Consider the following 22,820-nt stretch of genomic DNA (forward strand, 5'->3'; position numbering starts at 1 on the left):
GTCGAGCCCGGACGGAGTTGCCTGCACGGCGGCGGCAGGCTTCTCTCACCCTCCGGGTACCCCGAAGCAGCCTTGAGGTCGCACCGCCGCCAAGGCGGCGGGCAGTTGCGCGGGATCCGGACGGACCGTCACATGCGCGAAGTCAGTGGCGATGGGTCAGGACCGCTATGTCCGCACCGAAACCGACCACGATCCGCCCGTCGGGCGCCACCGTCAGTGCCTTGATACGGGAAGCAAGGGTGTACGTACCGATCTGCCGCCCTGTGCCCGCGTTCCACATCCACACGGTTCGGTCGCCGCCGGCGACGACGACAGGGCGACCGTCCAGCATGCCGTTCGCCCCCGCGCGTACCCGACCGGTGTGTCCGGTCAGCGGCGGTGCCAGCAGTTCGCCGGTGGCCAGGCAACGCGTACCGCAGCCGGGAGTCCAGGTCGCCGCCCGTCGCCCACCGTACGACCCAGGTGTCAGCCTCCTCCTGGTGAACCGCGACCTCGGCGAAGTTTCTCGCCAACTCCCGGTTCCCGTACCTGGCGGCGTCCAACGCCAGTACCTGCCGCCGCACTTCCGCGCCGGCGTCACGGTGGACATGCCCCGACGCCCGGTATACCGCGGCGGTCAGCGCCTCCTCCTGCCCGGCAGCTACGTCCAGGGCCGCGAGGATCAGCTCCGGGTCACCGTGCACCAGCGATCCAGGATCGGTGAACTGTCCAGTCGGCGGCGCGAGTTCACGGGCCGGACCGCCGCTTTGGATTTGCCCGGGCATAACCGGCATGGTAGCCACGCCGTCCTCGTCAACCGGCCGGGCGTTCTGGAGGCGGGAGCCGTCTGCTGAGCCGCAGGCCGTCGGAGGGCACACCGCGTCCTGATTGTCAGTGCCGACTGCGAGACTCGTTCCATGATTGCGAAGCTGCCCTTGCACAGCCCTCGTTGGCGTGATCTCGATGGTGTGAAGGCCGAGGAGGTGGAAGTACTTCTGGAGCAGTTGGCTTCCGCGGCTGCCGTCGAGAGCGCTGCGACGGCCACGGGGAGCGGAGACCCATGGCGGCAGACCTGGACGTACCTGGCCGGCGGTCTGATGGACGACGGGGTCGTCGCCGACGGGGCCTACGCGGCGCTGCCGTATCTCGTCGAGGCGGTGGCGGCCCTACCGCCGGGACAGACCGCGGACTTCTGGGTGGACCTCGGATTCATCGTGACCGCCGACCACCTGCCCCCCGTCCCGGACGACCTTGAGGCGGGGTTCGGTGCCGCGCTGCGTCTGGCCGAGCGGGCGGCTGCCCGGAGCCTGCCGGCCGCCGGCGTTCCCGCGCAGGTCTGCGCTCATCTCGTGCTCTCCTGCGTGGCTTTCGCCGGTCACTACACGGGCGAGGCGCTGAACCGGCTCCTCGACGCCCGGGAGAGCGGCCTCCTGCTGGTGTGTCCCGGGTGTGGGAGCGACACCGAGATCGCCGAGTTCTTCGTGGACCCGGCGGGTCGGCCCTCCGAGGTTCCGGGGGTGCCGGCTCCCGCGCCGGTCCGGGCGGGAGGGCATCCCTGGGGCGAGTTCGCCGCGGCGCTGCGGGAGGAGGCGCTGGGGGAGGGATGGGAGGCCTTCCTGCGGGTGGCACGCGAAGTCGCGGTGGCGGGTGTGACCCCCGAAACACCGGGGCCGGCCGTGCTGTGCCTGGTCGCCGGCATCGTCGCGGTCCGGGGCACTCCGCAAGGAGCCGCAAGGGAGTTCGCCCGCCAACTGATGTCGCTCACCGGACATTTCCGCTGCTGGGACTGCGAGCGGACCTGGGCGATCGCCGACGGCCTGGCGGAGAACCCGGACGGCGCGCGTCCCAGGCAGTGGTCGGCGGGGGCGTCGACGGACTCCGGCGGGCCGGCCGCCACGATGGAGCCGGCGGCGGCCGGACGCACCGGTGAAGCGGCGCCCCGGTTCCGGCGGGACGGGGACGCGGTGCTCGCGGCCGACGGCACACCCCGGGGCCGTATGACGGTGTTCTCCGACATGGCGATGTCCTCCGATTCCGCGCCCGGTGCGTCCGGGGGCGTCGACGCACTGGCCGTGGTATCCCGCCCCGGGCTGCCGACGCTCGTGGCCGGAGCCGGAGGCGGAGGCGGAGGCGGCGTGGTGTGCCTGTGGGACGTGGCCGACGGCCGGCTCGTCCATGATCCGGCGGCCGGACATCCCGACCGGGTCCGCTCGATGACGGCCGTGTCCCTGCCCGACGGCCGCGTCCTGCTGGCGAGCGGAGGCGATACCGGGACGATCGGCTGGTGGAACCCCGCCACCGGGCAACCGGTCCGCGAACCGGCCGGCGACTGGCCCGGCGGGGTGACCGGAATGTGCGTCGCGGCCGTCCCCGACGGCCGCACCCTGCTCGTCACCGCCACCCCCCGAGGCGCGGTCCGGCTGTGGCAACCGGACACCGGAGAGTGCGTCGGACGCCTCAACCCCTACGGCAGCCCGATCCAGTCGATCGCCGCCGTCCCGATCTCCGCCGGCCAGGCGCTGATCGCGGCCTCGGACACCGCGGGCCGCGTTCATGTGTGGGATCCGGCCGTCGACGACCCCTGGGAAAAGGGCGCGGCCGTGCAGCTGAGCGCACGTGCGCTCGCCGACGCCGACCACCGTGCGGCAGCGGTGGCGGCTGTGCCCACACCGGACCGGGCCGTGCTGGCCACGGGAGACAACCGCGGTGCGGTCATGCTGTGGGACCTCGCCACCGGCGCGCCGGTCGGCGGCGGCCTGCCCGCCTCCACCGGCACCGCCGGCCTGCCGGTCGTCACCGCCACCACCCTGCCCGACGGCCGCACGGTCCTGGTCACCGGCGCCCGGCACGGTCACCGGCTGCGGATATGGGAACCGGCGACCGGCGTGGTGGAGCACATCGCTCTCGACGTGGCGCTCACCTGTCTGGCCACCGCGGGCGCGGACCTGATCGTCGGACACGACCGCGGCGTGCTCAGCCTCCCGCTCACCGGACAGTGAACACGTTCGGCCGCGGGCAACACGCCGCGGAGCCAGGGGATTTCATGGTCGCGCTTGTCAACCGCGTGACAAGGCCCGCCAGGGGAGGGAGAGAAGATGACTGGTATCGATGTCGGTGACAGGACTCTCTGGAAGGTGCCCGGCGGTGGCGTGCTTTACCACACACCGGCGATGGCCGACGGCGCCGTCTATCTCCTCGACGGCCTCTTCGGTCTGGCGGCGGTCGACGCGGACACCGGACAGCGGCGCTGGACGCTGCGCGACGGCTCCGGAGTCGGATCATCGCCGGTGGCCGACGGCGGCGTCGTGTATTTCGCCGACAGGGCCGGCTGTCTGACGGCGGTCGACGCCGCGACCGGCGACGTGCGGTGGAAGAGGGAAGCGCGCCGGTCGAAGATGTCGATGCCGGCGGTGGCGGACGGCACCGTCTACGCCGTGTCGCACGACGGCAGGATGTGGGCCCTGGACGGGCTCACCGGCCGGTCGGTGTGGGACGTCAAGGTGGTGGACCATCGCACCTCGGGCAGTCCGTCCCCGGCCGTGGCCCAGGGCGTCCTGTACGCGGCCGTGGGCGGGCATCTGCTGGCCCTGGACACGGCCACCGGCAGCAGGCGATGGAAGGTCCGTCCCCCCGGGGGCGTTCGGCAGACGCCGACGGCGGCCGGTGGCAGCGTGTACGTGGGCAATGACGAAGGCCTGGTCGCGGTGGACGCCGCGACGGGTGAGGAACGCTGGCGGCTGTCTCCCGGCGGGGCGGTGTGGGCGAGCCCCGCCGTGGCCGAGGGCATCGCGGTCGTCGGTGTCTACGGCTGGTATCTGATCGCGGTGGACACCGGGACCGGTCGGGAGAGATGGCGGCTGAGAACCCGCGGTGAGATCCACGCGACGCCGGCGATCGCCGACGGCACGGTGTACGCGGGCAGCCACGACGGACGCCTGTGGGCGGTGGACGCGGCCACCGGCGAGACACACTGGAAGGTCAGGACCACCGAGCCGGTGCACTCCACCCCGTTGGTGAGCGGTGGCACGGTGTACGTCGACAGCCTGGACGAGCACCTCTACGCCGTGCGGGCCCAACAGCCCGGTGAAGCACCCGCCGAGGACCACCGTGCCTCGGCTCCCCGTCCGACCCGGACGAGCACCCGTCAAGGACCCGCTCCGGCGGATCCCGCTGCGATCAGCGGCACCGTGCGCTGGCGGCTGCGGGTCCCGCGCGCGGGCCACTTCACGGCGGCCGTCGCCGACGGCGTCGTGTACCAGCCCGCCCACCGTGACCTGTTGGCGCTGGACGCCGCCACGGGCCGGGAACGGTGGCGACTGACGTCCGCCCTCCCGTTCCACTCGTCACCGGAGGTCGCCGACGCCACCCTGTACATCCGCAACGGGCGGCACCTGTGGGCCGTGGAAACGGTCACCGGCCGCCTGCGGTGGAAGCGCGCGACCGACTACGCGGCAGATACCCGGCCGACGGCGGCCGACGGCACCGTGTACCTGGCCGTCGGCGACGGAATCCGGGCCGTGGACGCGACGACCGGCCGCAGGCGGTGGAAGCAGCGGCTCAGGCCGCGCCGCCCACGCTCCTACGAGGAGTTCACCTCCCCCGCGGTGGTCGACGGCCGGGTCTACGTCTCGCACCCCCGTGACTCCCTGTGGGCGGTGGACGCCGCCACGGGAAGCAGACTCTGGCAGGTGAAGACCTACGCCTCACCGCACACCTCGCCGGTGGTGGCCGACGGTACCGTCTACGCCGGCTGTGACCACGGTCTGATCGCGCTGGACGCCGCCACCGGTGAACAGCGGTGGCAGCGGCCCTTCGGCAGTCCGACGTGGTCCACGCCCGCGGTCGTCGACGGGACGGTGTACATGGGCAGCAACGGCTGGTACCTGTGGGCCGTGGACGCGGCCACCGGAGCGGAACGCTGGAAGCAGGAGACCGGAACCGCTCGTCAGTCGTCACCGGCGGTGGCGGACGGGACCGTGTACATCGGCAGCGAGGACATGTCGCTCTGGGCGGTGGACGCGGTCACGGGCGAGGAACGCTGGCGTCTGCAAACCGGCGGGGAGGTGTATGCGACGCCCGTGGTGGCGGACGGGACCGTGTACGTCGGCAGTTCGGACGATTTCCTGTACGCGATTCACACCTGACGCCCGCGGATGCCGAGCGGGGCCGTATTCCCGGGCGCCGACCGTGCGGACGAAGACGAGTGAGCCCCCCCCCGCGCCGGAGACCAGCCGTCCGACCGGAACCGCATCGCGACGCGGTCCCACAGCGGGAAGGTCAGGTCAGACCTGCCTCGATGGCGCGGCGGACGGCGTCGGCGCGGTCGCGGATCCCCGCCTTCGCGAACAGGTTGTTGATGTGGGTCTTGACCGTGGCCTCACTGATGAAGAGCTTCTCGGCGATGCCCCGGTTGGGCAGGCCCTGCCCGATCAGCGTGAGCACCTCGCGTTCCCGGGGAGTGAGGTCCTCGGGCAGGCCCTGCCCGGGTGCCGGCGCCTTGGTCCGGACGGCGGCGAGCAGTCGGTCCTGCACCTCGCGGTCGAGCACGGACTGGCCGGCGGCAGCGGCCCGGATCGCCCGGGTGATGTCCTGGCGTCCCGCGTTCTTGGTGAGGTAGCCGCGCGCCCCTGCGCCCAGCGCGCCAAGGACCGAGTCGTCGTCGGCGAACGTGGTCAGCACGACCACCGCCACCTCGGGGTGCTCCTCGCCGAGGCGGCGGGTCGCCTCGATCCCGTCCATCACGGGCATGCGCAGGTCCATCAGCACGACGTCCACCGGCCCGGCGGCGACGGCCGCCAGCACCTCGCTGCCGTCCGCCGCGGCCGCGACGACGTCGATGCCCTCGGACAGCCCGAGCACGGCGGCCAGCGGCTCCCGGACGGCGGCCTGGTCGTCGGCGACGACCACCCTCAACGGCTGCGGAGTTTCGGTCGGTTCGCTCATCCCGGGATCACTGCCTTCACATTCCAGCCGCCCTGGTCCGGTCCCTCGGTGACCGGGCCGGCGGTGACGGTGCCGCCCAACAGGGCGACGCGTTCGCGCATTCCGATCAGCCCCATCCCGCTGCCGATCCCCGCCGTCACCGCGCGCGTGGCGGGGCGGTTGCGGATCGTCAGGGTCATCGAGGAGCCGGCGAAGTCCAGTTCGGCGGCCAAGTCTCCGCCAGGGGCGTGCCGGGCGGCGTTGGTCAGCGCCTCCTGGGCGATCCGCAGCAGGTTCTGCGTCACCTGAGGCGGCACCTCCCGGACGGTCCCGGTGACGGTGAGGACGTCCCGGTGGCCCGACGATTCGAGCATCGCGGCAAGGCTCTCCAGCAGCGGCAGGGAGTCCTCGCGCAGGGCGTGCACGGTCCACTGCGCCTGCTTCAGGCTCTCTCTGACCAGGCCGTGGGCCGTGTTGTTGGCCTCCCGGACCTTCTCCAGGTCACCGGTGTCGATCAGCGCGTCGGCCAGTTCCAACTGCATGTTGATGCCGGCGAGCGAGTGCGCCAGCACGTCGTGCACGTCCCGGGCGATCCGGCCACGTTCGGTCAGTACGGCGGTCCTGGCCTCGGCTCGGGCGGCGCGCTCGGCCGACTCGGCCGCCTCTATCGCCGCCACCACGGCCCGGCGCTGGCTGCGGTTGACGATGCCGATCAGGACCGGGATGCCGGTGGCGAGCCCGAGTGTCCAGGACAACACGTCGTGCCCCGGCCCGAGGCCGAAGTACAGGACCCCGCCGCAGAGCAGACTGCAGATCCCCGCCAGCGCGAGGGCCGGCTTGGTCTCCAGGCGGTATCCGATGTGACCGGAGAGGAAGAAGGCGAAGAGATAGCCCGATCCGCTGCGGCTGGCACCGATCAGGGCGGCGGCCGCGACGACGCCGAGGGTCAGCCAGAGGAGGGCCGGACGGCCGGGGACCTTGTGCTCGGGCAGGTGCCGGGCCAGCAGGGCCACGGAGTTGACCACGAGGAGAGCGGTGACGGCCAGGCCCCAGCCGCTGAAGCCCATCGGGCGGACCGTCAGGATCCCGACGACGACCACCGCGAGGGTCAGCAGCCACTGCACACGCGGGTCCCGTCCGGGAACCGGCTGCGGGGCCGCCCCCTGGGCCGTGGACCGGCCAGGGGGCGAGGCGCTCTCGGTTGCGGTCATGGGCAGAACATAACGCACGGTCAGGCCACACCGTCGAGGACGGGCACGGGGTCGGCCGCAGCCCGGGTGATCCGGCCCCGTATGAAGATCGTGGCCAGCCGCGTGACCACTTCGGTCAGTGCCATCAGGACGAACGCCGCCACCCAGGCCTGCTCGCTGGTGATCTGGTGGGCGACGCTGAAACGGGCGACGTCGTCGGCGCCCCCGCCCTGCTCGGTCCACAGCTGGAAACCCATGCGCGCTCCCATGCCCAGCACCCACAGGATCGCCGACACCGCACCGGCCTTGATCAGGACGTGCTCACCGACGATCCGGAGTCGGGTGTAGACGCCGCCGGCGACGCCCAGCGCGGCACCGACGCCCATCAGGACCCCGACCAGCACCAGGTCGTTGCCCGCGGTGGGGATGCTGTCCAGGTACTGGTGGGCCACGAAGGCCACGATGCCCAGCGGGATCAGGAAGGACTTGAGGTCGAGCCGGCCTTCCCGGAGCTGCCGGAAGACGACGAGGACGAGGGCGATGTCGGTGATCCACTCGGTTGTTGTCATGCCCCCAAGCCTGCTGCGATCATGCTCACAGCACCTGGACCCATAGGTGGAAACGAGGGTGGAGATCAGCCGCCTCCGCGATGTCCACCCCTGCCGGCAGACAGGATGCTCCACGCCGGCAGGCGCAAGGACAGTCATGTCCACCTGACGCACACCGGCCACGGTGACGCCGTTGGCAGCAAGCGCAGTGGTCGGGCAGGCGAGATGCCGGCGCACCGGGGCGCCCCCTGGCCTGACCGCCTCAACCGACCCTGGGGTGCGCGGAGTCGGGCACGTGACCGCTTCCCACGGTCAAGGTCCGCAGCCCGAAGCCGGCATCCTGGAACCCCGTGCCGCGCCGCCGGACGAGCGGGTGCACTTCTGGTCACCGCGTACTGGCGGGCCAACCTGGCATCGAGGCAACTCGCCCCGCTGTTCGGCATCTGCGAGCCATCTGCCGGGTCGGATCATCGACCGCATGGGGCCGTTGCCGGTCCTCAGGCAGCGGCAGCGCTACGGGTACTCGGCCGACCGCGACGACTGCGGGGCGTGGGCGGCATCGGGTGCGAGGGCGGCCGTCGGCAGGACCACGACTATCGCCGACGGCGGCTGTCAGGGCCCTGGCTTGGTGGTCCCGTATCGCCGGTCCGCTGATCGGACGGTCGCCCGACCGCCAGGAGCACGAGATCAATTGCGGGACAGTCCTCAAGCGGCCTCGACTGCCATACGGTCACGGCTGTTGGCGGGGGAGTGGGACGACCTCGGCCGATGTCACCTGCTCGTCATCGTCACCGCGCTCGGCGCAGCGGTCCACCTGGACGACGGACCCCGCGTGGCACGCCGCCCCGCTGTCCCGCTGGGCCCCCACCCGGCCAAAAACCGTCGCCGCGCCGGTCGAAACCGTAGCTCGCAACCGTCAGTTCCAGCCGTTGTGGTGTTGCGCTCATGACAATCGCGAGCGGCGGATGTCAATCTGCTCTGCGAAAGTTCACCGCGAACTCACAGCTCCCTCACGCAAAATCCCTATCTCAGCCCCCACTTCACCGCACGGCCGAGCAGACGTCACCTCGTCGCACCGTGCCCACCCGCCCTGCTCACCCCCCTCCAGGACCCGCGCGCCGCCGGACGGCTCGACCCAGCCGACCCGCTCTCCCGGGCTCCACCGAGCCCGACCACCCCACAGAAGGAGAACGCCATGTTCCGGCAGGACCGTCACCACCGCCGTGTCAGACACAGCATCACCCTGGCGCTGACCACGGCGACCACCCTCCTCGCGGCCGGCCTCCAGAACGGCACCGCCCTGGCCGCGCCCGGCGACCCCGGCCCCGCCAGGATCCACGCCACGCCCCGGGCCGGCGCGGCCCCGACGCCGCTGTCACCGGCCAAGCGGGCCGCCCTGCTCAAGAACGCCGCAGCCGGCGCCTCCGGCACCGCGAAGACCCTCGGCCTGGGTGCCGACGAGAAGCTGCTCGTCAAGGACGTCACCCGGGACGCCGACGGCACCACGCACACCCGCTACGCCCGCACCTACGCCGGCCTCCCCGTCCTCGGCGGCGACCTGGTCGTCCACGACAGCGCGGGCCGCCTGACCGTGTCCCGGGCCTCGAAGGCGAACCTCGCGGTCCCGTCCACCAAGGCGAGGATCTCCTCGGCCGCGGCGAAGGCCCAGGCGCTCACCCTCGCGGCGAAGGCGGGCGCCGAACGGCCCGCGGTCGACGCCGGCCCCCGTCTCGTCGTCTGGGCCGCCTCGGGCAAGCCCGCCCTGGCCTGGGAGTCCGTGGTCGGCGGCTTCCAGGACGACGGCACGCCCAACGAACTCCACGTGATCACCGACGCGGCCTCCGGCAAGCGGATCTTCCAGTACCAGGGCATCGAAACCGGCACCGGAACCGGCCAGTTCAACGGAACCGTGCCCCTCGGCACCACGCTCTCCGGCTCGACCTACCAACTCGTCGACGGCGACCGCGCCGGACACCGCACCTACGACCTGAACCAGGGCACCTCCGGCACCGGCACCCTCTTCACGGACGACAACGATGTCTGGGGCGACGGCACACCGGCCAACCGGCAGACCGCGGGCGTGGACGTCGCCTTCGGCGCCGCCGCCACCTGGGACTTCTACAAGAACGTCTTCGGCCGCAACGGCATCCGCAACGACGGCGTCGCCGCCTACAGCCGCGCCCACTACGGCAACGGCTACGTCAACGCCTTCTGGTCGGACACCTGCTTCTGCATGACGTACGGCGACGGATCGGGCAACACCCACCCGCTGACCGCGCTCGACGTGGCCGCACACGAGATGAGCCACGGCGTCACCGCCGCCACCGCGGGCCTCACCTACTCCGGCGAGTCGGGCGGCCTGAACGAGGCGACCTCCGACATCTTCGCCGCGGCCGTCGAGTTCTACGAGAACCTGCCCGCCGACGTCCCGGACTACCTGGTCGGCGAAAAGATCGACATCAACGGCGACGGCACGCCCCTGCGGTACATGGACAAGCCCTCCAAGGACGGCGCGTCCAACGACTACTGGAGCCCGTCCCTGGGCGGACTCGACGTCCACTACTCCTCGGGCCCCGCCAACCACTTCTTCTACCTCCTCTCCGAGGGCAGCGGAGCGAAGACCGTCAACGGGGTGTCGTACGACAGCCCCACCTACGACGGCCAACCGGTGACCGGCATCGGCATCGAGAACGCCCAGCGCGTCTGGTACCGGGCGCTGACCACCTACATGACGTCCAGCACGAACTACGCGGGTGCCCGCACGGCCACCCTCCAGGCCGCGGCCGACCTCTTCGGCGCCTACAGCCCCTCCTACCTCGCCGTGGCCGACGCGTGGGCGGCGATCAACGTCGGCAACCGGATCGCGCTCGGCGTGAACGTGGCACCCATCGCCGACCAGATCAGCGGAATCGGGCAGGCGGTGTCGTTCCAGACGGACGCCTACACCACCAACTCCGGCGCCGGCCTGACATACACGGCGACCGGTCTCCCGGACGGCCTCACGATCAGCGACACGGGCCTGATATCCGGCACCCCGACCACCCTCGGCACCAGTGACGTCACCGTCACGGTCACCGACGACACCGGTGCCTCCGCCACGGAGCGGTTCTCCTGGCAGATCGCCTACGTCTACGCCAACGCCACCCGGGTCGACATCCCCGACAACGCCGCCGCCGTGGAGTCCCCGGTCACCGTGACCGGCCGCACCGGGAACGCGTCCGCCACCACCCAGGTCTACGTCAACATCGTCCACACCTACCGCGGCGACCTGACCGTCGACCTCGTCGGCCCGAACGGAACCGTCTACTCCCTCCTCAACCGCAGCGGCGGCTCCGCCGACAACGTCGACCAGACGTTCACCCTCGACGCCTCCGCGCAGCCCCTCTCCGGCACCTGGAAACTCCGGGTCCAGGACCACGCCGCGATCGACGTCGGCTACATCGCCCAGTGGCGGCTCATCCCCTGACCCCACCCGGCCCCACCGGCCGTGGACACCCCTCGTCCCGGGACGCCCACCGCGTCCCGGGACAACCCGTTCACGCCGGTCGGTTCGTCAGGATCGCGCTCGCGACCACATCGAGCAGGTGGTCCGCGCGTGGCGTGAGCGAGGGCTGATCGCCGATCCAGGCCAGCGCCGCCACCAGCGCGAACAGATCGGTGCCGTCGATGTCGGCCCGGGCCGCGCCCGCGGCCTGGGCCCGGGCGAGGAGCCCGGTGCCGGCCGCGCGCATCGTGACGCACGAGGCGTGCAGCGCGGACTCGCTGTCCTCCAGGGCGGCCGCCATCAGCGCGGTCGCGCCCCGGTACTCGTGCGCGCACGCCACACAGTCACGCAGCCACGAAACGAGTGCGTCCTCGGCCGAGCTCGACGTCTCGAGCTCGGCCGCCCTCGCCGTCAGCCCGTCGAAGCTCGTCCGGAGCAAGGCGTCGAGCAGTGCCTCGCGCGTGGGGAAGTGACGGAGCAGCGTGGCGAGCCCCATGTCGGCCCTGCGCGCGATGTCGCGCAGCGACGCCTCGGCGCCCTGCTCGGCGATGACGGCACCCGCGACGGCGAGCAGGTGGTCGCGATTCTTCCTGGCGTCGGCCCGCATCCATCCCTCTTGACTATCCGGACCGGTGGTCCATTTGACGATCCGGATCAGTGGTCCATATATTCGGATCAGTGGTCCGGATATATGGACCACTGATCCGCTAACGGTACCCCCGGCCGGGGGCAGGAGGAAACGATGCCAGGACGCACGATGAGGGCCATCCGGCTGCACGAGCACGGCGGCCCCGAAGTGCTGCGCTACGACGAGGTGCTGCTCCCCGAACCGGCTCCCGGCGAGGTGCTCGTCCGCGTGCACGCGGTCGGCGTCAATCCTCCCGACTGGTACCTGCGCGACGGGCTGCGCAACATCCCTCCGGAGACGAGGCCCACGTTCGACCTGCCCGTGACCCCCGGAACGGACGTGTCGGGCGTGGTCGAGGCCGTCGCCCCGGGCGTGGAGGGCTTCTCCGTCGGCGACGAGGTCTTCGGCCTCCTCCGCTTCCCCAGCTTCGACGGCAGGGCGTACGCCGAGTACGTGGCCGCGCCCGCGTCCGACCTCGCGCACAAGCCGGCCGGCATCGACCATGTGCACGCCGCCGGTGCGCCCATGTCCCTGCTGACGGCGTGGCAGTTCCTGATCGAACTCGGCCACGACCACCCGTCACCCTTCCAGGCGGCACGGCACCGCCCGGTGGCCCTGGACGCCGACACGAGGGTGCTCGTCAACGGAGCCGCGGGCGGCGTCGGCCACTTCGCGCTCCAGTTGGCGAAGTGGAAGGGCGCCCATGTCATCGCGGTGGCATCGGGTACCCACGAGTCCTTCCTGCGCGAGCTGGGTGCCGACGAGTTCATCGACTACACCAGGGCTCGCCCCGAGGAACTCGCGCACGACGTCGACCTCGTCCTCGACGCCGTCGGCGGCCCCGACAGCAGCCGCTTCCTGCGCACACTCAAGCGCGGCGGTGCCCTGTTCCCCGTCTTCTTCGGCGCGTACGACGACGAGGAGACCGCCAACCTCGGCGTCACCGTCTCCGGCACCCAGGTCCGCTCGCACGGCCCGCAACTCGCCGAAGCGGGACGCCTCCTCACCGCGGGCGCGGTCCGTGTCGCGATCGACAGCACCTTCCCCCTCCCGGACGCCCGCGCGGCACACGAACGCGCCTCCCGGGGTCATATCCAGGGCAAGATCGTCCTCACGGTCGCCTAGGTCTCCGCATGTTCGGGTCGGCAAATCGGGCCCTTTCGTCGCGCGGGGCGATCGGTTGTCGCGTGCGGCGGCCCGCCCTCGCCGTCGCGTCGGACGACACAGTGGCTGCTCGGCTGTGGATCAGCCGGAGGGGAAGGCCGATCACCGCGTAGGCGACGGCGATCTGGGCTCCGGCGGCGAATGCGGCGGTGGACCAGGCGGCGCCCGGGTCGGCGAGTTGGTTCCGTGTTCCAGGGGGCCATCCCTGAGTCAGGTTGGTGAGAACGCCGAACGCCGGCCCGCCGACCGTAGCTGTGGCTGTCGCCGATTGCCGACCGTGAAGTCGCCTGTGACCAGCGATGTTTCGCCTCGTGCGGAACATTCGGTCATCGAAGTCTGGACATTTGCCCAGACTACGTCCTACCGTCTCCGCAACGTCCACGGCAGCGGACAGGAGCGGGACGGCGTCCACGAAGCGCCCTCCCCGAGACCGCCCGCCGAACGGTGGTCCGCGGACCCGGCGAGCCACCCGTGAAAACGCCGCGGTCCCGCGGCGAAAGGGTCCGGGGTCATCGGCGTCCAGGTAGCGGCCGTCGAGCCACGGACCGGTGCGGGCCGGCCCTCCCGACCGGGTTCCCGCCCCACACGCTGGGTGCGCCACCGGCGTACCGCCAGGGAAGGAATCACCGTGACAACGACCCCCGTCCCCGTGCTCCCCGATGGAAGTCCCGCAGCGCGACGCGGCCTGTGGAACCGGCAGCTGTCCCACTATCCCGACACCGGACTCCGGTACCTGTACCTGGCGATCACGGTGCTCTCGACCGTGGTCCTCTACTACGAGCTGTACGTCTCGGGCTCGGTGGCGACCCAGATCATCACCGAACTCGGCATGTCCTTCAGCTACTTCGTCTGGATCTCGGTCGCCGGCAACGCGGTCGGTGCCTTCGCCTCGCTGTTCGCCGGACTCGCCGACCGCTGGGGCCGGGCCAACCTGGTGGTCGGGGGCCTGCTCGCGACCGGCCTGATCATCCTCGTCGGCCTGCCCCACGCCCCGAACGGGGTCGCGTACCTGGTCCTGTACGTCCTGCTCAGCTTCGTCGAGGGTGTCGTCCTGGTGGCGACCCCGGCGCTCATCCGCGACTTCTCCCCGCAGGTGGGGCGCGGCGCCGCCATGGGGTTCTGGACGCTCGGCCCCGTCCTCGGCAGCCTCGTGGTCACCACCGTCTCCAGCAACACGCTGGACCAACACCCCGACTGGCGCTTCCAGTTCCACGTCTGCGGCGTCGTCGGGCTCGTCGTCTTCGTCGCCGCCCTCCTCGGTCTGCGCGAGCTGTCCCCGGCGCTGCGTGACCAGCTCATGGTGAGCATGCGCGACCGCGCCCTGGTGGAGGCCCGTGCGAAGGACGCCGGCTCCGCAAGTGAACCCGGCGGTGCGTGGCGGCAGATGCTGAGCCTCGGCATCGTCGGCCCGGCGGTGGCGATCAGTGTCTTCCTGCTGCTCTACTACGCGCTGGTCGGCTTCGCCGTCGTCTACTTCGCGACGACGTTCGGCTACAGCGACCAGCGCGCCAACGCCCTCGTCAACTGGTACTGGGCGTTCAACGCGATCAGTCTGGTGGTGTTCGGCCTGCTGTCGGACAAGCTGCGGGTGCGCAAGCCGTTCATGGTGCTCGGCGGCCTCATCAGCGTCGTGGGCACCGTCCTGTTCGCCGTCGCGGCGACCCGGCCGGACACCGGCTACTACGACTTCGCCCTCTACTTCGTCCTCGGCTCGGTCGGCGGCGGCATGGCCTACGTCGCCTGGATGGCCTCGTTCACCGAGACCGTGGAGAAGCGCAACCCGGCGGCCACCGCGGTCGGGCTCGCGGTCTGGGGCTGGACGCTGCGGCTGGTCGTCACCCTCTCCCTCGTGGTGCTGACGTTCATCGTCCCGGCGACCTCGACACTGGTGGAGAAGGGGGCACGGATCACCGCCGTGCAGCAGGAACACCCTCGGCAGTTCGCCATCGTCACCGGCATCGACTCCGCCCTCGCGGCCCGCGTACGGCAGGACCCCGCCGACCGGAACGCGCTGGCCGAGCTGCTCGGGCAGGTCGCCACGGCGGAAGGCGCGGGGCCGGTCCAGATCCACAGGGCGCAGTCGGTCGTACGCGGTGGTCAGCTGGCCGCCGCCCAGACCGTCGCCCCCGCCACCATGGCCGCGATCCAGGCCGACCCGCGGGACACGGCCGCCCAGGCCGATGCGGTGAAACAGATCACGGCCGGTCTCGGAGTCGACCGGGCGGCGGCCGTCAAGCTGCTGGCCGGTCTGGGTGACCCGGGCACCCAACAGGGTCTGCGGCTCGCGGTGCGCTATGCCGCCGACCTGAAGGCCGCGCCGACCGCGATCGGCAAGCGCGACATGGCGTACCTCACCGCGCACGGGGCCGAGGTGGCGAAGGCCGCCCGGGACAACCCGAGGCAGTGGCAGACCTGGTGGTGGGTGTGCGTCGCCGGTCAGCTGCTGTTCCTGCCCTGCGTCTTCCTCATGGCCGGCCGGTGGAACCCGCGCCGCGCCCGCGAGGACGAGCGGGCGCACGACGCCTTGGTCGACCGGGAGTTGGCCGCGCTCAGGGAGTCGTAGGGAGTCGTAGCGCCGGCGCCGTGGCCGGGTGGGACGCACGTGCCCGCGTTTCACCCCGTCCGGGAACACGCAGCTGAACGCGACGACCGACGCATACGACCAGCACACGCGACCAGTGCATACGAGCGCCGCGGCGTCGCCCGGCGGGTGAGGAGGTTCGAGATGTCCACGAGGGAGCGGGGCGAGGCTGTGACCCGGCGCAGCCGTCCGTCGCTGCGTATGCGGTTGGTGTGCGCGGGGCTCGCCGTCACCAGGACGAAGAGGATCCTCGGCGCCGACGCGTCCACCGAGGCCGACCGCCTCCGCAACCGCGGCAAGGGGCCCGCCGCCGTGCCGCGGCGGCTGCGGCGCACCCACGAGGTCACGGTGCACGACCGCGGCGGGCTGCGGTGTGCCGAGATCGGTGTCCGCGACCGGCGGCCCGAGCGCACGATCGTCTACCTCCACGGCGGCGCCTACATCAATCCGGTCGTCGTACAGCACTGGGACCTGATGGCCGCACTCGCCGCGGAGAACGACGCCCGGGTGATCGCACCCTTCTATCCGCTGGCCCCCGAGGGGACGGCCGCGACGGTCGTCCCGGCCCTGCTCGACCTCCAGGTACGGCTGACCGCGGAGTCCGGTACGGCGCCCGTGTGGGCCGGGGACTCGGCGGGCGGCGGGCTGGCGCTGGCCACGGCCATGCGCCTGCGGGACGAGGGGCTGCCGGCGCCGCGGCACCTCGTGCTCTTCGCCCCGTGGCTCGACGTCGGACTCACGAACCCCGGCGTGGCCGATGTCGTCGTCCGGGATCCCACGCTCGGCGTCGTCGGGCTGCGCTACGCCGGCCGGCTGTGGGCCGGAGCGCTCCCTCTCGACTCGCCCCAGGTCAGTCCCGGCGGTGGTGACCCGCGCGGGCTGCCCCCGACCACGGTGATCGTCGGCACCCGCGACATCTTCGTGGCCGACTGCCGTGACTTCGCGGCCCGGGCCCGGGCGGCCGGTGTCGACATCACCCTGCTCGAAGGCGCCGACGGCTTCCACGTCTACCCGGCGGTGACCTTCCTGCCGGAGTCCGCCGAGGCACGGCGACTGGTGACCGCGCGCCTCAATGCCTCAGACCTCGCCTGAACGCCTCAGCCCCCGCTTGACCCGAAGGAGTGATCCCCGCCCATGTCCCCTCTGCACCCCGCACCCGACGGGCCCACCGCCGGCCACCGCGACCGGTCCGGGCCGCCGGACCCGCAGGCCCGCCGGATGGCCCGCCTCGCGGCGCTCGCGACCGTCCCCGGCGACCGTGACCGGATCCCCGTGGACTGCCCCGCCGACGGACGACGGATCGGCGACATCCCGCACGCCACCCCCGATGACGTCGTCTCCGCCGTACGGCGGGCCAGAGCCGCGCAGCGGGGCTGGGCACGGGTGCCCGTCCGGCAACGCGCCCACGTCGTCCGGCAGTTCGGCAGGCTCGTACTGGACCGGCAGAGCGAGATCCTCGACATCGTCCAGCTGGAGAGCGGGAAGACCCGCACCGACGCCTTCGAGGAGATCCTCGACGTCGCCCAGGTCTGCCGCCACTATGCGACCGTCGGCCCGGACCTGTTGCGCGCCCACCGGCGGCGCGGCGCCGTGCCGGGCCTGACCGTCACCCACGAGGTCCGCCACCCGAAGGGTGTGGTGGCCGTCCTCTCGCCGTGGAACTACCCGCTCTCCCTCGGCGTGACCGACGCACTGCCCGCGCTCCTGGCCGGCAACGCGGTGCTGGCGAAGCCGGACCAGCTCACCCCCTTCTCCTGTCTGTGGGCCAAGGAGCTCCTGGCCGAAGCCGGGCTGCCGGACGACGTGTTCACCGTCGTCACCGGCATCGGGTCCGAGCTGGCGGAGGCCGTCATCGACCATACCGACTTCCTGATGTTCACCGGCAGCACCCGGGTCGGCCGCACCCTCGCGGCCGGAGCGGCCGAGCGGCTGACCGACTTCTCCATGGAACTCGGCGGCAAGAACGCCCTCCTCGTCTGCGACGACGCCGACCTCGGCAAGGCCGTCCCCGGCGCGGTCCGCTCCTGCTTCGCCAACGCGGGGCAGCTGTGCGTCTCCTTGGAGCGGCTCTACGTCCACGAGCAGGTCTGGGACGAGTTCGTACCGGGGTTCGTCGAGGCCGTGGGCGGACTGCGACTCGGCCATGCCCTGGACTGGAGCCACGATCTGGGACCCCTGGTGTCGTCCCGGCAGCTGGCGACGGTCCGCGGGCACGTCGACGACGCCACCGCCCGGGGTGCCACGGTGCTCGTCGGCGGCAGGGCGCGTCCCGACCTGGGGCCGACCTTCTACGAACCCACGGTCCTGACCGATGTCGACGAGACCATGCGGGTCTGCGCGGAGGAGACCTTCGGGCCCGTCGTCTCCCTCTACCGTGTCGGCAGCGACGACGAGGCCGTGGCCCGTGCCAACGACACCGGCTACGGGCTCAACGCTTCCGTGTGGACCCGCGATCCCGCACGCGGGCGGCGTCTCGCGCACCGGCTGCGCAGCGGCAACGTCAACATCAACGAGGGCTACGCCGCCGCCTGGGGATCCACCGATGCCCCCATGGGCGGCTGGGGTGCCTCCGGCCAGGGCACGCGCCACGGACGCCAGGGCCTGCTCAAGTACACCGACCCGCAGACCGTGGCACGGCAGCGCGGGCGGTCCCTCGGCCGGCCTCCCGGAGTCGGTGGCGAGCGCTACGCACGGGCGATGACCGTCGCCATGAGGGCGCTCGACCGCCTCGCCGGGAAGGGATGACGGGGCCGCCCCCCCCGGGTGCGGGCGCCTCGCCGGGGGAAGTGCCGATCCTCAGGGCCGCGCGGATGCCTCGTCGAGGTGGGCCGCGATCAGCCGACGCAGGGCGTCGCGCAGCACCGCGCGGTCGTCGGGGCGTGGATGCGCGAGCCGCTGCAGGGCGAACCCGTCGACCATGGCGACGAGTTCACGGCCGGCGAGACGCGCGTCCGGCGCTCCCAGGGCGACGAACATGGATTCGGCCGCGTCCTCCAGGGCCTGCACGATGCGCTGCACCGGCTCGACCAGTTCCGGCCGCCGCGAGGTCGCGAGATACGCCTCGAACTGGGCCCTGATCAGGGTCTCCTTGGACGCGATCAGAACGTCGATCAGCTGGTCGACGTAGTCCGGGGCGGGGGCGGCGCCGTCGGCCGTGGGCGCGTCGGCCACCAGGTCCCGGGTCGCTTCCAGCACGCCGTCGGCGATCCGTGTGACGGCAGCGCCGATCAGTTCGTCCATGGAGGCGAAGAAGTACGAGGTCGTGGACGCCGGCAGCCCGGCCGCCGCGGCCACCGCCCGGTGGGTCACCCCCTCCAGGCCGCGGCTGGCGATGAGCTCCGCCGTGGCATCGAGGAGCCGTTCCCGGCGTGCCTGTCCTCGTGCGTAGTGCGTCTGCGGCCTGATCCCCATGCCTCGAAGCTACCCGACCGGGTTCCGGTCGCCCAAGCGCCGGAACCCCGGCAGACACCTCACCGAACTCTGGACAAACGTCCAGAGTTGAACCTAGCCTGGCGCCACTCCAGCCGCCGAGCAGCCCAACCCCCAAGGAGCGTGACGCGATGACCGACGTACATCCGCTGTCCGAGAGAGTGGCGCGCCGCGCGGCACGCGGACTCGGCCGCCTCCCGGCCGCCGTGAAACGGGCCGTCGCCGGCCGGCCGGTCACCGTCGACGGGCAGGTCATGGACCTGGACGCGCAGGTCGGCAAGCGGGTCCTCGGCCTGGCGGTATCGAAGACGTTCGAGTCGCTGCCACTCGCCGAGGGGCGGGCGCAGATCGCCTCCGAAGCCTGGATCTTCGGCGACGAACTTCCCGTGGCGGAGATCCGGGACCTCACGATCCCGACACCCGAGGGCGGTATCGCGGCCCGCCTGTACCGTCCGGCGGGGGTACGGCGTCCGTCGGCCGCGCTCGTCTACTTCCACGGCGGCGGATGGGTGCTCGGAGACCTGAGCGCCAGCGACTCCGTGGCCCGGTTCCTCGCCCATCACGCCGCGCTGACCGTCATCGCGGTCGACTACCGGCTGGCACCGGAGAACCCGTTCCCGGCGGCCGTGGACGACGCGCTCGCGGCCTTCACGCACGTCGTGGAACACGCGGGGGAGTACGGCGTCGATCCGGCGGCCGTCGGGGTCGGCGGGGAGAGCGCGGGCGGGAACCTCGCCGCCGTGGTGGCCCTGGAGACGGCCCGGCGCGCGCGCGAAGCCTCCTGCCCCACGCCGGCGATGCAGCTCCTCCTCATGCCGGTCACGGACCTCTCGCGCAAGCACCGCTCGTACGAGCTGTTCGGGACGGGGCTGTTCCTCACCGAGGCCCAGATGGACTGGTACAAGGCCCACTACCTTCCGGATCCGGAACTGGCCGCGGACCCACGGGTGTCGCCGCTCCTGGCCGAGGACGTCCATGACGTGGCACCCGCCTACGTCGCCGTCGCGGGATTCGACGTCCTGCGGGACGAGGGCGAGGCGTACGCGCACAAGCTGCGGGACGCCGGAGTGCCGGCCGCCCTGCGGCGCCACAGCGGCATCACGCACAGCATGGTCAACGCGACCGGGTCCGGCCCCGCGCCCCGGGCGGTGCTGCGCGAAGTCGCGGGCGCCCTCCGCATGGGACTGACCTCCCGGGCCGGTCTGAAGACCCCGGAGGTGGAGGCGCGATGACCGCCATCAGGACCGCCGGCAGGACCGCCGCCAGGACCGCCACCTGGACGAACTGGGCGGGCGACCGGACCAGTCACCCGACGTCCGTCGTACGACCGCGCGATGAGGAAGAGGTCGTCCGCGCCGTGCGGACCGCGACCGAGCGGGGGCTCACCGCGCGTGCGGTGGGCAGCGGCCACTCGTTCAGCGACCTGGTCTGCACCGACGGCGTCATGATCGATCTGTCGCGCATGAACCGGGTGCTGTCGGTCGACGCGCACCACGTCACCCTTCAGGCCGGCATCACCCTGCGCGAGCTGGGCCCGCGCAACGCCGAGCACGGCCTGTCCCTGGAGAACCAGGGGGACATCGACGCGCAGACGATGGCCGGGGCTCTCGCGACGGCCACGCACGGCACGGGCCGCGCGTTCGGCAACCTGTCGTCGCGGGTGGTGGGGATGCGGCTGGTGACCGCGGACGGCACCGTACGACAGCTGGACCGGACCACCACACCGGAGCTGCTGCGCGCGGCCAGGGTGTCACTGGGGGCGCTCGGCATCGTCACCGAGGTGACCGTCGCCTGCGTCCCGGCCTTCGCCCTGCGCCGGGTCGACCGGCCCCGGCCGCTCGACGACGTACTGGCCGAACTGGACCAACTGGTCGACACCCACGACCACTTCGAGTTCTTCATCTGGCCGTACACCCGCACGGCCATGACCAGGACGTCGACCCGCACCGACGAGGCCCCGAGCCCAACTCCCCACTGGAAGCGCCGACTTCGTGAGGAGTTCGCCGAGAACACGGTTCTGGGCGCACTGTGCCGGGTCGGCAGACGGTTCCCCTCCCTCGTGCCGACCGTCAACGCCACCGTCGCCCGGTCGATGTCCGAGTCGCGGGTCGAGGACGTGGCCCATCGCGTCTACGCCACCGCCAGGAAAGTGAAGTTCACCGAGAGCGAGTACGCGATCCCGCGACGCCACTGCGCCGACGCGCTGACCGCGTGCCTCGATCTCGTCGAGCGGCAGCACCTGCCGATCCTGTTCCCCTTCGAGGTGCGCTTCACCGCCCCCGACGACGCGTACCTGTCCACCGCCGAGGGACGCGAGACCTGCTACCTCGCCGCCCACCAGTACCAGGGCATGGACGCCGACCCCTTCTTCCGCGCCTTCGAGGACGTCATGGCGGCGTACGGGGGCCGACCGCACTGGGGCAAACGGCACACCCGTACGGCGAGCGACCTGCGGCCCCTCTATCCGCGCTGGGACGACTTCGCCGAGCGGCGCACCGAGCTCGATCCGACCGGGACCTTCGCCAACGCCCACACCCGAAGGGTCCTCGGCACCCACGACGAGGTGGTGACCCGATGACGGCACTCGACGATGCCGAGGACTACTACCGGCAGGTGTTCGCCGGGACCCGACCACCCTTTGCCTTCGTCGACCTGGACGCGTTCACCGCCAACGCGCACGACCTCCTGCGCAGGGCACACGGGAAACCCGTCCGCATCGCGTCCAAGTCCCTCCGCGCCCGCACGATCATCGACCACGCCCTCGGGCTGGACCCCGGCTTCCAGGGCATCATGGCGTTCACCCTCGACGAGGCGCTGTGGCTGCACGGTCTCGGCGCCCGGGACGTCCTGGTCGCCTACCCGACGACCGACACCGAACTGCTCGGGACCCTCGCCGAGCGCACCGTCGAGGACCCCGAGGGCGCGCCCGTCGTGATGATCGACTCGCCGGACCATGTCGAGCTGATCGAACGCGCGGCCCGCCGCCACGACGTCAGGGTGAAGACCTGCCTGGACTTCGACGCGTCCTTCTGGCTGGCGGGCGGCCGGATACGGATCGGGGCGAAGCGCACTCCGATCCACACCCCGGAGCAGGCCGCCGCGGCGGCCCGGCGCGTCGAGCGCAGCGCGTACGCCCGTCTGGTCGGTGTGATGTCGTACGAGGCGCAGATCGCCGGAACGGGCGACGCGGTGCCGAAGCGGCCGGTCGCCAACCGTGCGATCCGGCTGATGCAGGACCGGTCCCACCGCGAGCTACGGCATCGTCGCGCGCTCGCGGTCGAGGCGGTCTCCCGTGTCACGCCCCTGGACTTCGTCAACGCCGGCGGAACCGGCGACCTGGAGCTGGTCGCGAGTGAACCCGCCGTCACGGAGGTCACCGCCGGATCCGGCCTCTTCGCGCCCGCCCTGTTCGACAGGTACTCCCGGTTCACTCCGCGCGCTGCGGCGTTCTTCGCCCTGCCCGTCGTCCGCAGACCCGGCCCGAAAACGGTGACCGTGCTCGGCGGCGGCTACGTCGCCTCCGGCGTCCCGCGCTGGGACCGGGCGCCCGTGCCGACCTTCCCGCCCGGACTGCGGTACGACGGCAACGAGGGCGCGGGCGAGGTGCAGACGCCACTGACCGGTGCCCCCGCGGCGCACCTCGCGGTCGGATCGCCGGTCTTCTTCCGGCACGCCAAGGCCGGCGAACTGTGCGAGCGCTTCAACGAGTTGCACCTGGTCCGGGACGGGAAGATCGTCGACGTCGTCCCGACCTACCGCGGAGAGGGCCGTTGCTTTCTCTGAGGCCACGCCGATGTGTGCGGGCCCAGGACAGTGCCCGATCTCCCTTAAGCTGATCTTCACAGCAACTGCCCGTCGCAAACAGGGGGATCAGCGTGGGAACGTCCGGGACAGC

The 22,820-nt window shown here is 71.9% G+C and carries 18 protein-coding genes and 1 pseudogene; 12 read left to right on the top strand and 7 right to left on the bottom strand.

Features of this window, described 5'->3' with window-relative positions; genetic code table 11:
• Positions 1-142 precede the first annotated feature (142 nt).
• Complete coding sequence (locus ACIPSJ_RS24500; RefSeq protein WP_401348843.1) at positions 143-331, bottom strand: hypothetical protein; 189 nt, start codon at positions 329-331, stop codon at positions 143-145.
• A gap of 148 nt (positions 332-479) precedes the next feature.
• On the opposite strand from ACIPSJ_RS24500, the gene ACIPSJ_RS24505 reads away from it, so the two are divergent.
• The 3 genes from ACIPSJ_RS24505 (at position 480) to ACIPSJ_RS24515 (ending at position 5,123) form a co-directional block, all read left to right on the top strand.
• Complete coding sequence (locus ACIPSJ_RS24505) at positions 480-833, top strand: hypothetical protein (RefSeq protein ID WP_401348845.1); 354 nt, start codon at positions 480-482, stop codon at positions 831-833.
• A gap of 129 nt (positions 834-962) precedes the next feature.
• Complete coding sequence (locus ACIPSJ_RS24510; RefSeq protein WP_401348846.1) at positions 963-2,978, top strand: WD40 repeat domain-containing protein; 2,016 nt, start codon at positions 963-965, stop codon at positions 2,976-2,978.
• A 96-nt stretch (positions 2,979-3,074) separates the two neighbouring features.
• The gene (locus ACIPSJ_RS24515) at positions 3,075-5,123 is read left to right on the top strand and encodes a PQQ-binding-like beta-propeller repeat protein (protein ID WP_401348848.1); all 2,049 of its coding nucleotides are present in this window, start codon (positions 3,075-3,077) and stop codon (positions 5,121-5,123) included.
• A 133-nt stretch (positions 5,124-5,256) separates the two neighbouring features.
• On the opposite strand, the gene ACIPSJ_RS24520 is transcribed toward ACIPSJ_RS24515, so the two are convergent.
• The 3 genes from ACIPSJ_RS24520 to ACIPSJ_RS24530 all read right to left on the bottom strand — a co-directional run bounded on the left by ACIPSJ_RS24520 (position 5,257) and on the right by ACIPSJ_RS24530 (position 7,660).
• Positions 5,257-5,922, bottom strand: a complete 666-nt coding sequence (locus ACIPSJ_RS24520; RefSeq protein WP_359217808.1) for a response regulator transcription factor — start codon at positions 5,920-5,922, stop codon at positions 5,257-5,259.
• Entirely contained in the window at positions 5,919-7,025 is a 1,107-nt protein-coding gene (locus ACIPSJ_RS24525) for a sensor histidine kinase (protein WP_401350078.1), read from the bottom strand. The genes ACIPSJ_RS24520 and ACIPSJ_RS24525 overlap by 4 nt, the downstream gene beginning before the upstream one ends.
• Before the next feature lie 107 nt (positions 7,026-7,132).
• On the bottom strand, positions 7,133-7,660 hold the full coding sequence (locus ACIPSJ_RS24530; RefSeq protein WP_401348851.1) for a hypothetical protein: 528 nt from the start codon (positions 7,658-7,660) through the stop codon (positions 7,133-7,135).
• Between the two features lie 357 nt (positions 7,661-8,017).
• Between ACIPSJ_RS24530 and ACIPSJ_RS24535 the strand changes: the two are divergent.
• Together ACIPSJ_RS24535 and ACIPSJ_RS24540 are read left to right on the top strand one after the other, a co-directional pair.
• Positions 8,018-8,285: pseudogene (locus ACIPSJ_RS24535) on the top strand (transposase family protein); the annotation flags it as partial.
• A 549-nt stretch (positions 8,286-8,834) separates the two neighbouring features.
• On the top strand, positions 8,835-11,105 hold the full coding sequence (locus ACIPSJ_RS24540; RefSeq protein ID WP_401348853.1) for a M4 family metallopeptidase: 2,271 nt from the start codon (positions 8,835-8,837) through the stop codon (positions 11,103-11,105).
• Between the two features lie 70 nt (positions 11,106-11,175).
• Here ACIPSJ_RS24540 and ACIPSJ_RS24545 read toward each other — a convergent pair whose 3' ends face one another.
• Positions 11,176-11,730, bottom strand: a complete 555-nt coding sequence (locus ACIPSJ_RS24545) for a helix-turn-helix domain-containing protein (RefSeq protein ID WP_359217800.1) — start codon at positions 11,728-11,730, stop codon at positions 11,176-11,178.
• 135 nt (positions 11,731-11,865) lie between these two features.
• On the opposite strand from ACIPSJ_RS24545, the gene ACIPSJ_RS24550 reads away from it, so the two are divergent.
• A complete protein-coding gene (locus ACIPSJ_RS24550) occupies positions 11,866-12,876 on the top strand; it encodes an NADP-dependent oxidoreductase (RefSeq protein WP_401348855.1) in 1,011 nt (336 codons plus the stop codon).
• On the opposite strand, the gene ACIPSJ_RS24555 is transcribed toward ACIPSJ_RS24550, so the two are convergent.
• Entirely contained in the window at positions 12,863-13,237 is a 375-nt protein-coding gene (locus tag ACIPSJ_RS24555) for a DUF6518 family protein (RefSeq protein WP_401350081.1), read from the bottom strand. The genes ACIPSJ_RS24550 and ACIPSJ_RS24555 overlap by 14 nt on opposite strands.
• Positions 13,238-13,543: 306 nt before the next feature.
• Between ACIPSJ_RS24555 and ACIPSJ_RS24560 the strand changes: the two genes are divergently transcribed.
• The 3 genes from ACIPSJ_RS24560 to ACIPSJ_RS24570 all read left to right on the top strand — a co-directional run bounded on the left by ACIPSJ_RS24560 (position 13,544) and on the right by ACIPSJ_RS24570 (position 18,241).
• A complete protein-coding gene (locus ACIPSJ_RS24560) occupies positions 13,544-15,478 on the top strand; it encodes an MFS transporter (RefSeq protein ID WP_401348858.1) in 1,935 nt (644 codons plus the stop codon).
• A 162-nt stretch (positions 15,479-15,640) separates the two neighbouring features.
• Positions 15,641-16,588 carry an alpha/beta hydrolase fold domain-containing protein gene (locus tag ACIPSJ_RS24565; RefSeq protein WP_401348860.1) on the top strand — a complete coding sequence of 316 codons (948 nt, stop codon included), beginning with the start codon at positions 15,641-15,643 and terminating at the stop codon, positions 16,586-16,588.
• A gap of 42 nt (positions 16,589-16,630) precedes the next feature.
• Complete coding sequence (locus ACIPSJ_RS24570; RefSeq protein ID WP_401348863.1) at positions 16,631-18,241, top strand: succinic semialdehyde dehydrogenase; 1,611 nt, start codon at positions 16,631-16,633, stop codon at positions 18,239-18,241.
• A 51-nt stretch (positions 18,242-18,292) separates the two neighbouring features.
• On the opposite strand, the gene ACIPSJ_RS24575 is transcribed toward ACIPSJ_RS24570, so the two are convergent.
• Positions 18,293-18,907, bottom strand: coding sequence for a TetR family transcriptional regulator (locus ACIPSJ_RS24575; RefSeq protein ID WP_359217782.1), 615 nt, complete (start codon positions 18,905-18,907; stop codon positions 18,293-18,295).
• 149 nt (positions 18,908-19,056) lie between these two features.
• On the opposite strand from ACIPSJ_RS24575, the gene ACIPSJ_RS24580 reads away from it, so the two are divergent.
• Genes ACIPSJ_RS24580 through ACIPSJ_RS24590 form a run of 3 tightly spaced genes read left to right on the top strand, consistent with a single transcriptional unit; the run spans position 19,057 to position 22,708 of the window.
• Positions 19,057-20,157 carry an alpha/beta hydrolase gene (locus ACIPSJ_RS24580; protein WP_359217779.1) on the top strand — a complete coding sequence of 367 codons (1,101 nt, stop codon included), beginning with the start codon at positions 19,057-19,059 and terminating at the stop codon, positions 20,155-20,157.
• Positions 20,154-21,503 (top strand): D-arabinono-1,4-lactone oxidase, encoded by a 1,350-nt coding sequence (locus tag ACIPSJ_RS24585; RefSeq protein ID WP_401348866.1) that lies wholly within the window; start codon positions 20,154-20,156, stop codon positions 21,501-21,503. The genes ACIPSJ_RS24580 and ACIPSJ_RS24585 overlap by 4 nt, the downstream gene beginning before the upstream one ends.
• A complete protein-coding gene (locus ACIPSJ_RS24590; protein WP_401348869.1) occupies positions 21,500-22,708 on the top strand; it encodes an amino acid deaminase/aldolase in 1,209 nt (402 codons plus the stop codon). The genes ACIPSJ_RS24585 and ACIPSJ_RS24590 overlap by 4 nt, the downstream gene beginning before the upstream one ends.
• Positions 22,709-22,820: the final 112 nt, after the last annotated feature.

Source organism: Streptomyces sp. NPDC090088 (assembly GCF_044747345.1).
In the GTDB taxonomy this organism is placed as follows: Bacteria; Actinomycetota; Actinomycetes; order Streptomycetales; family Streptomycetaceae; genus Streptomyces.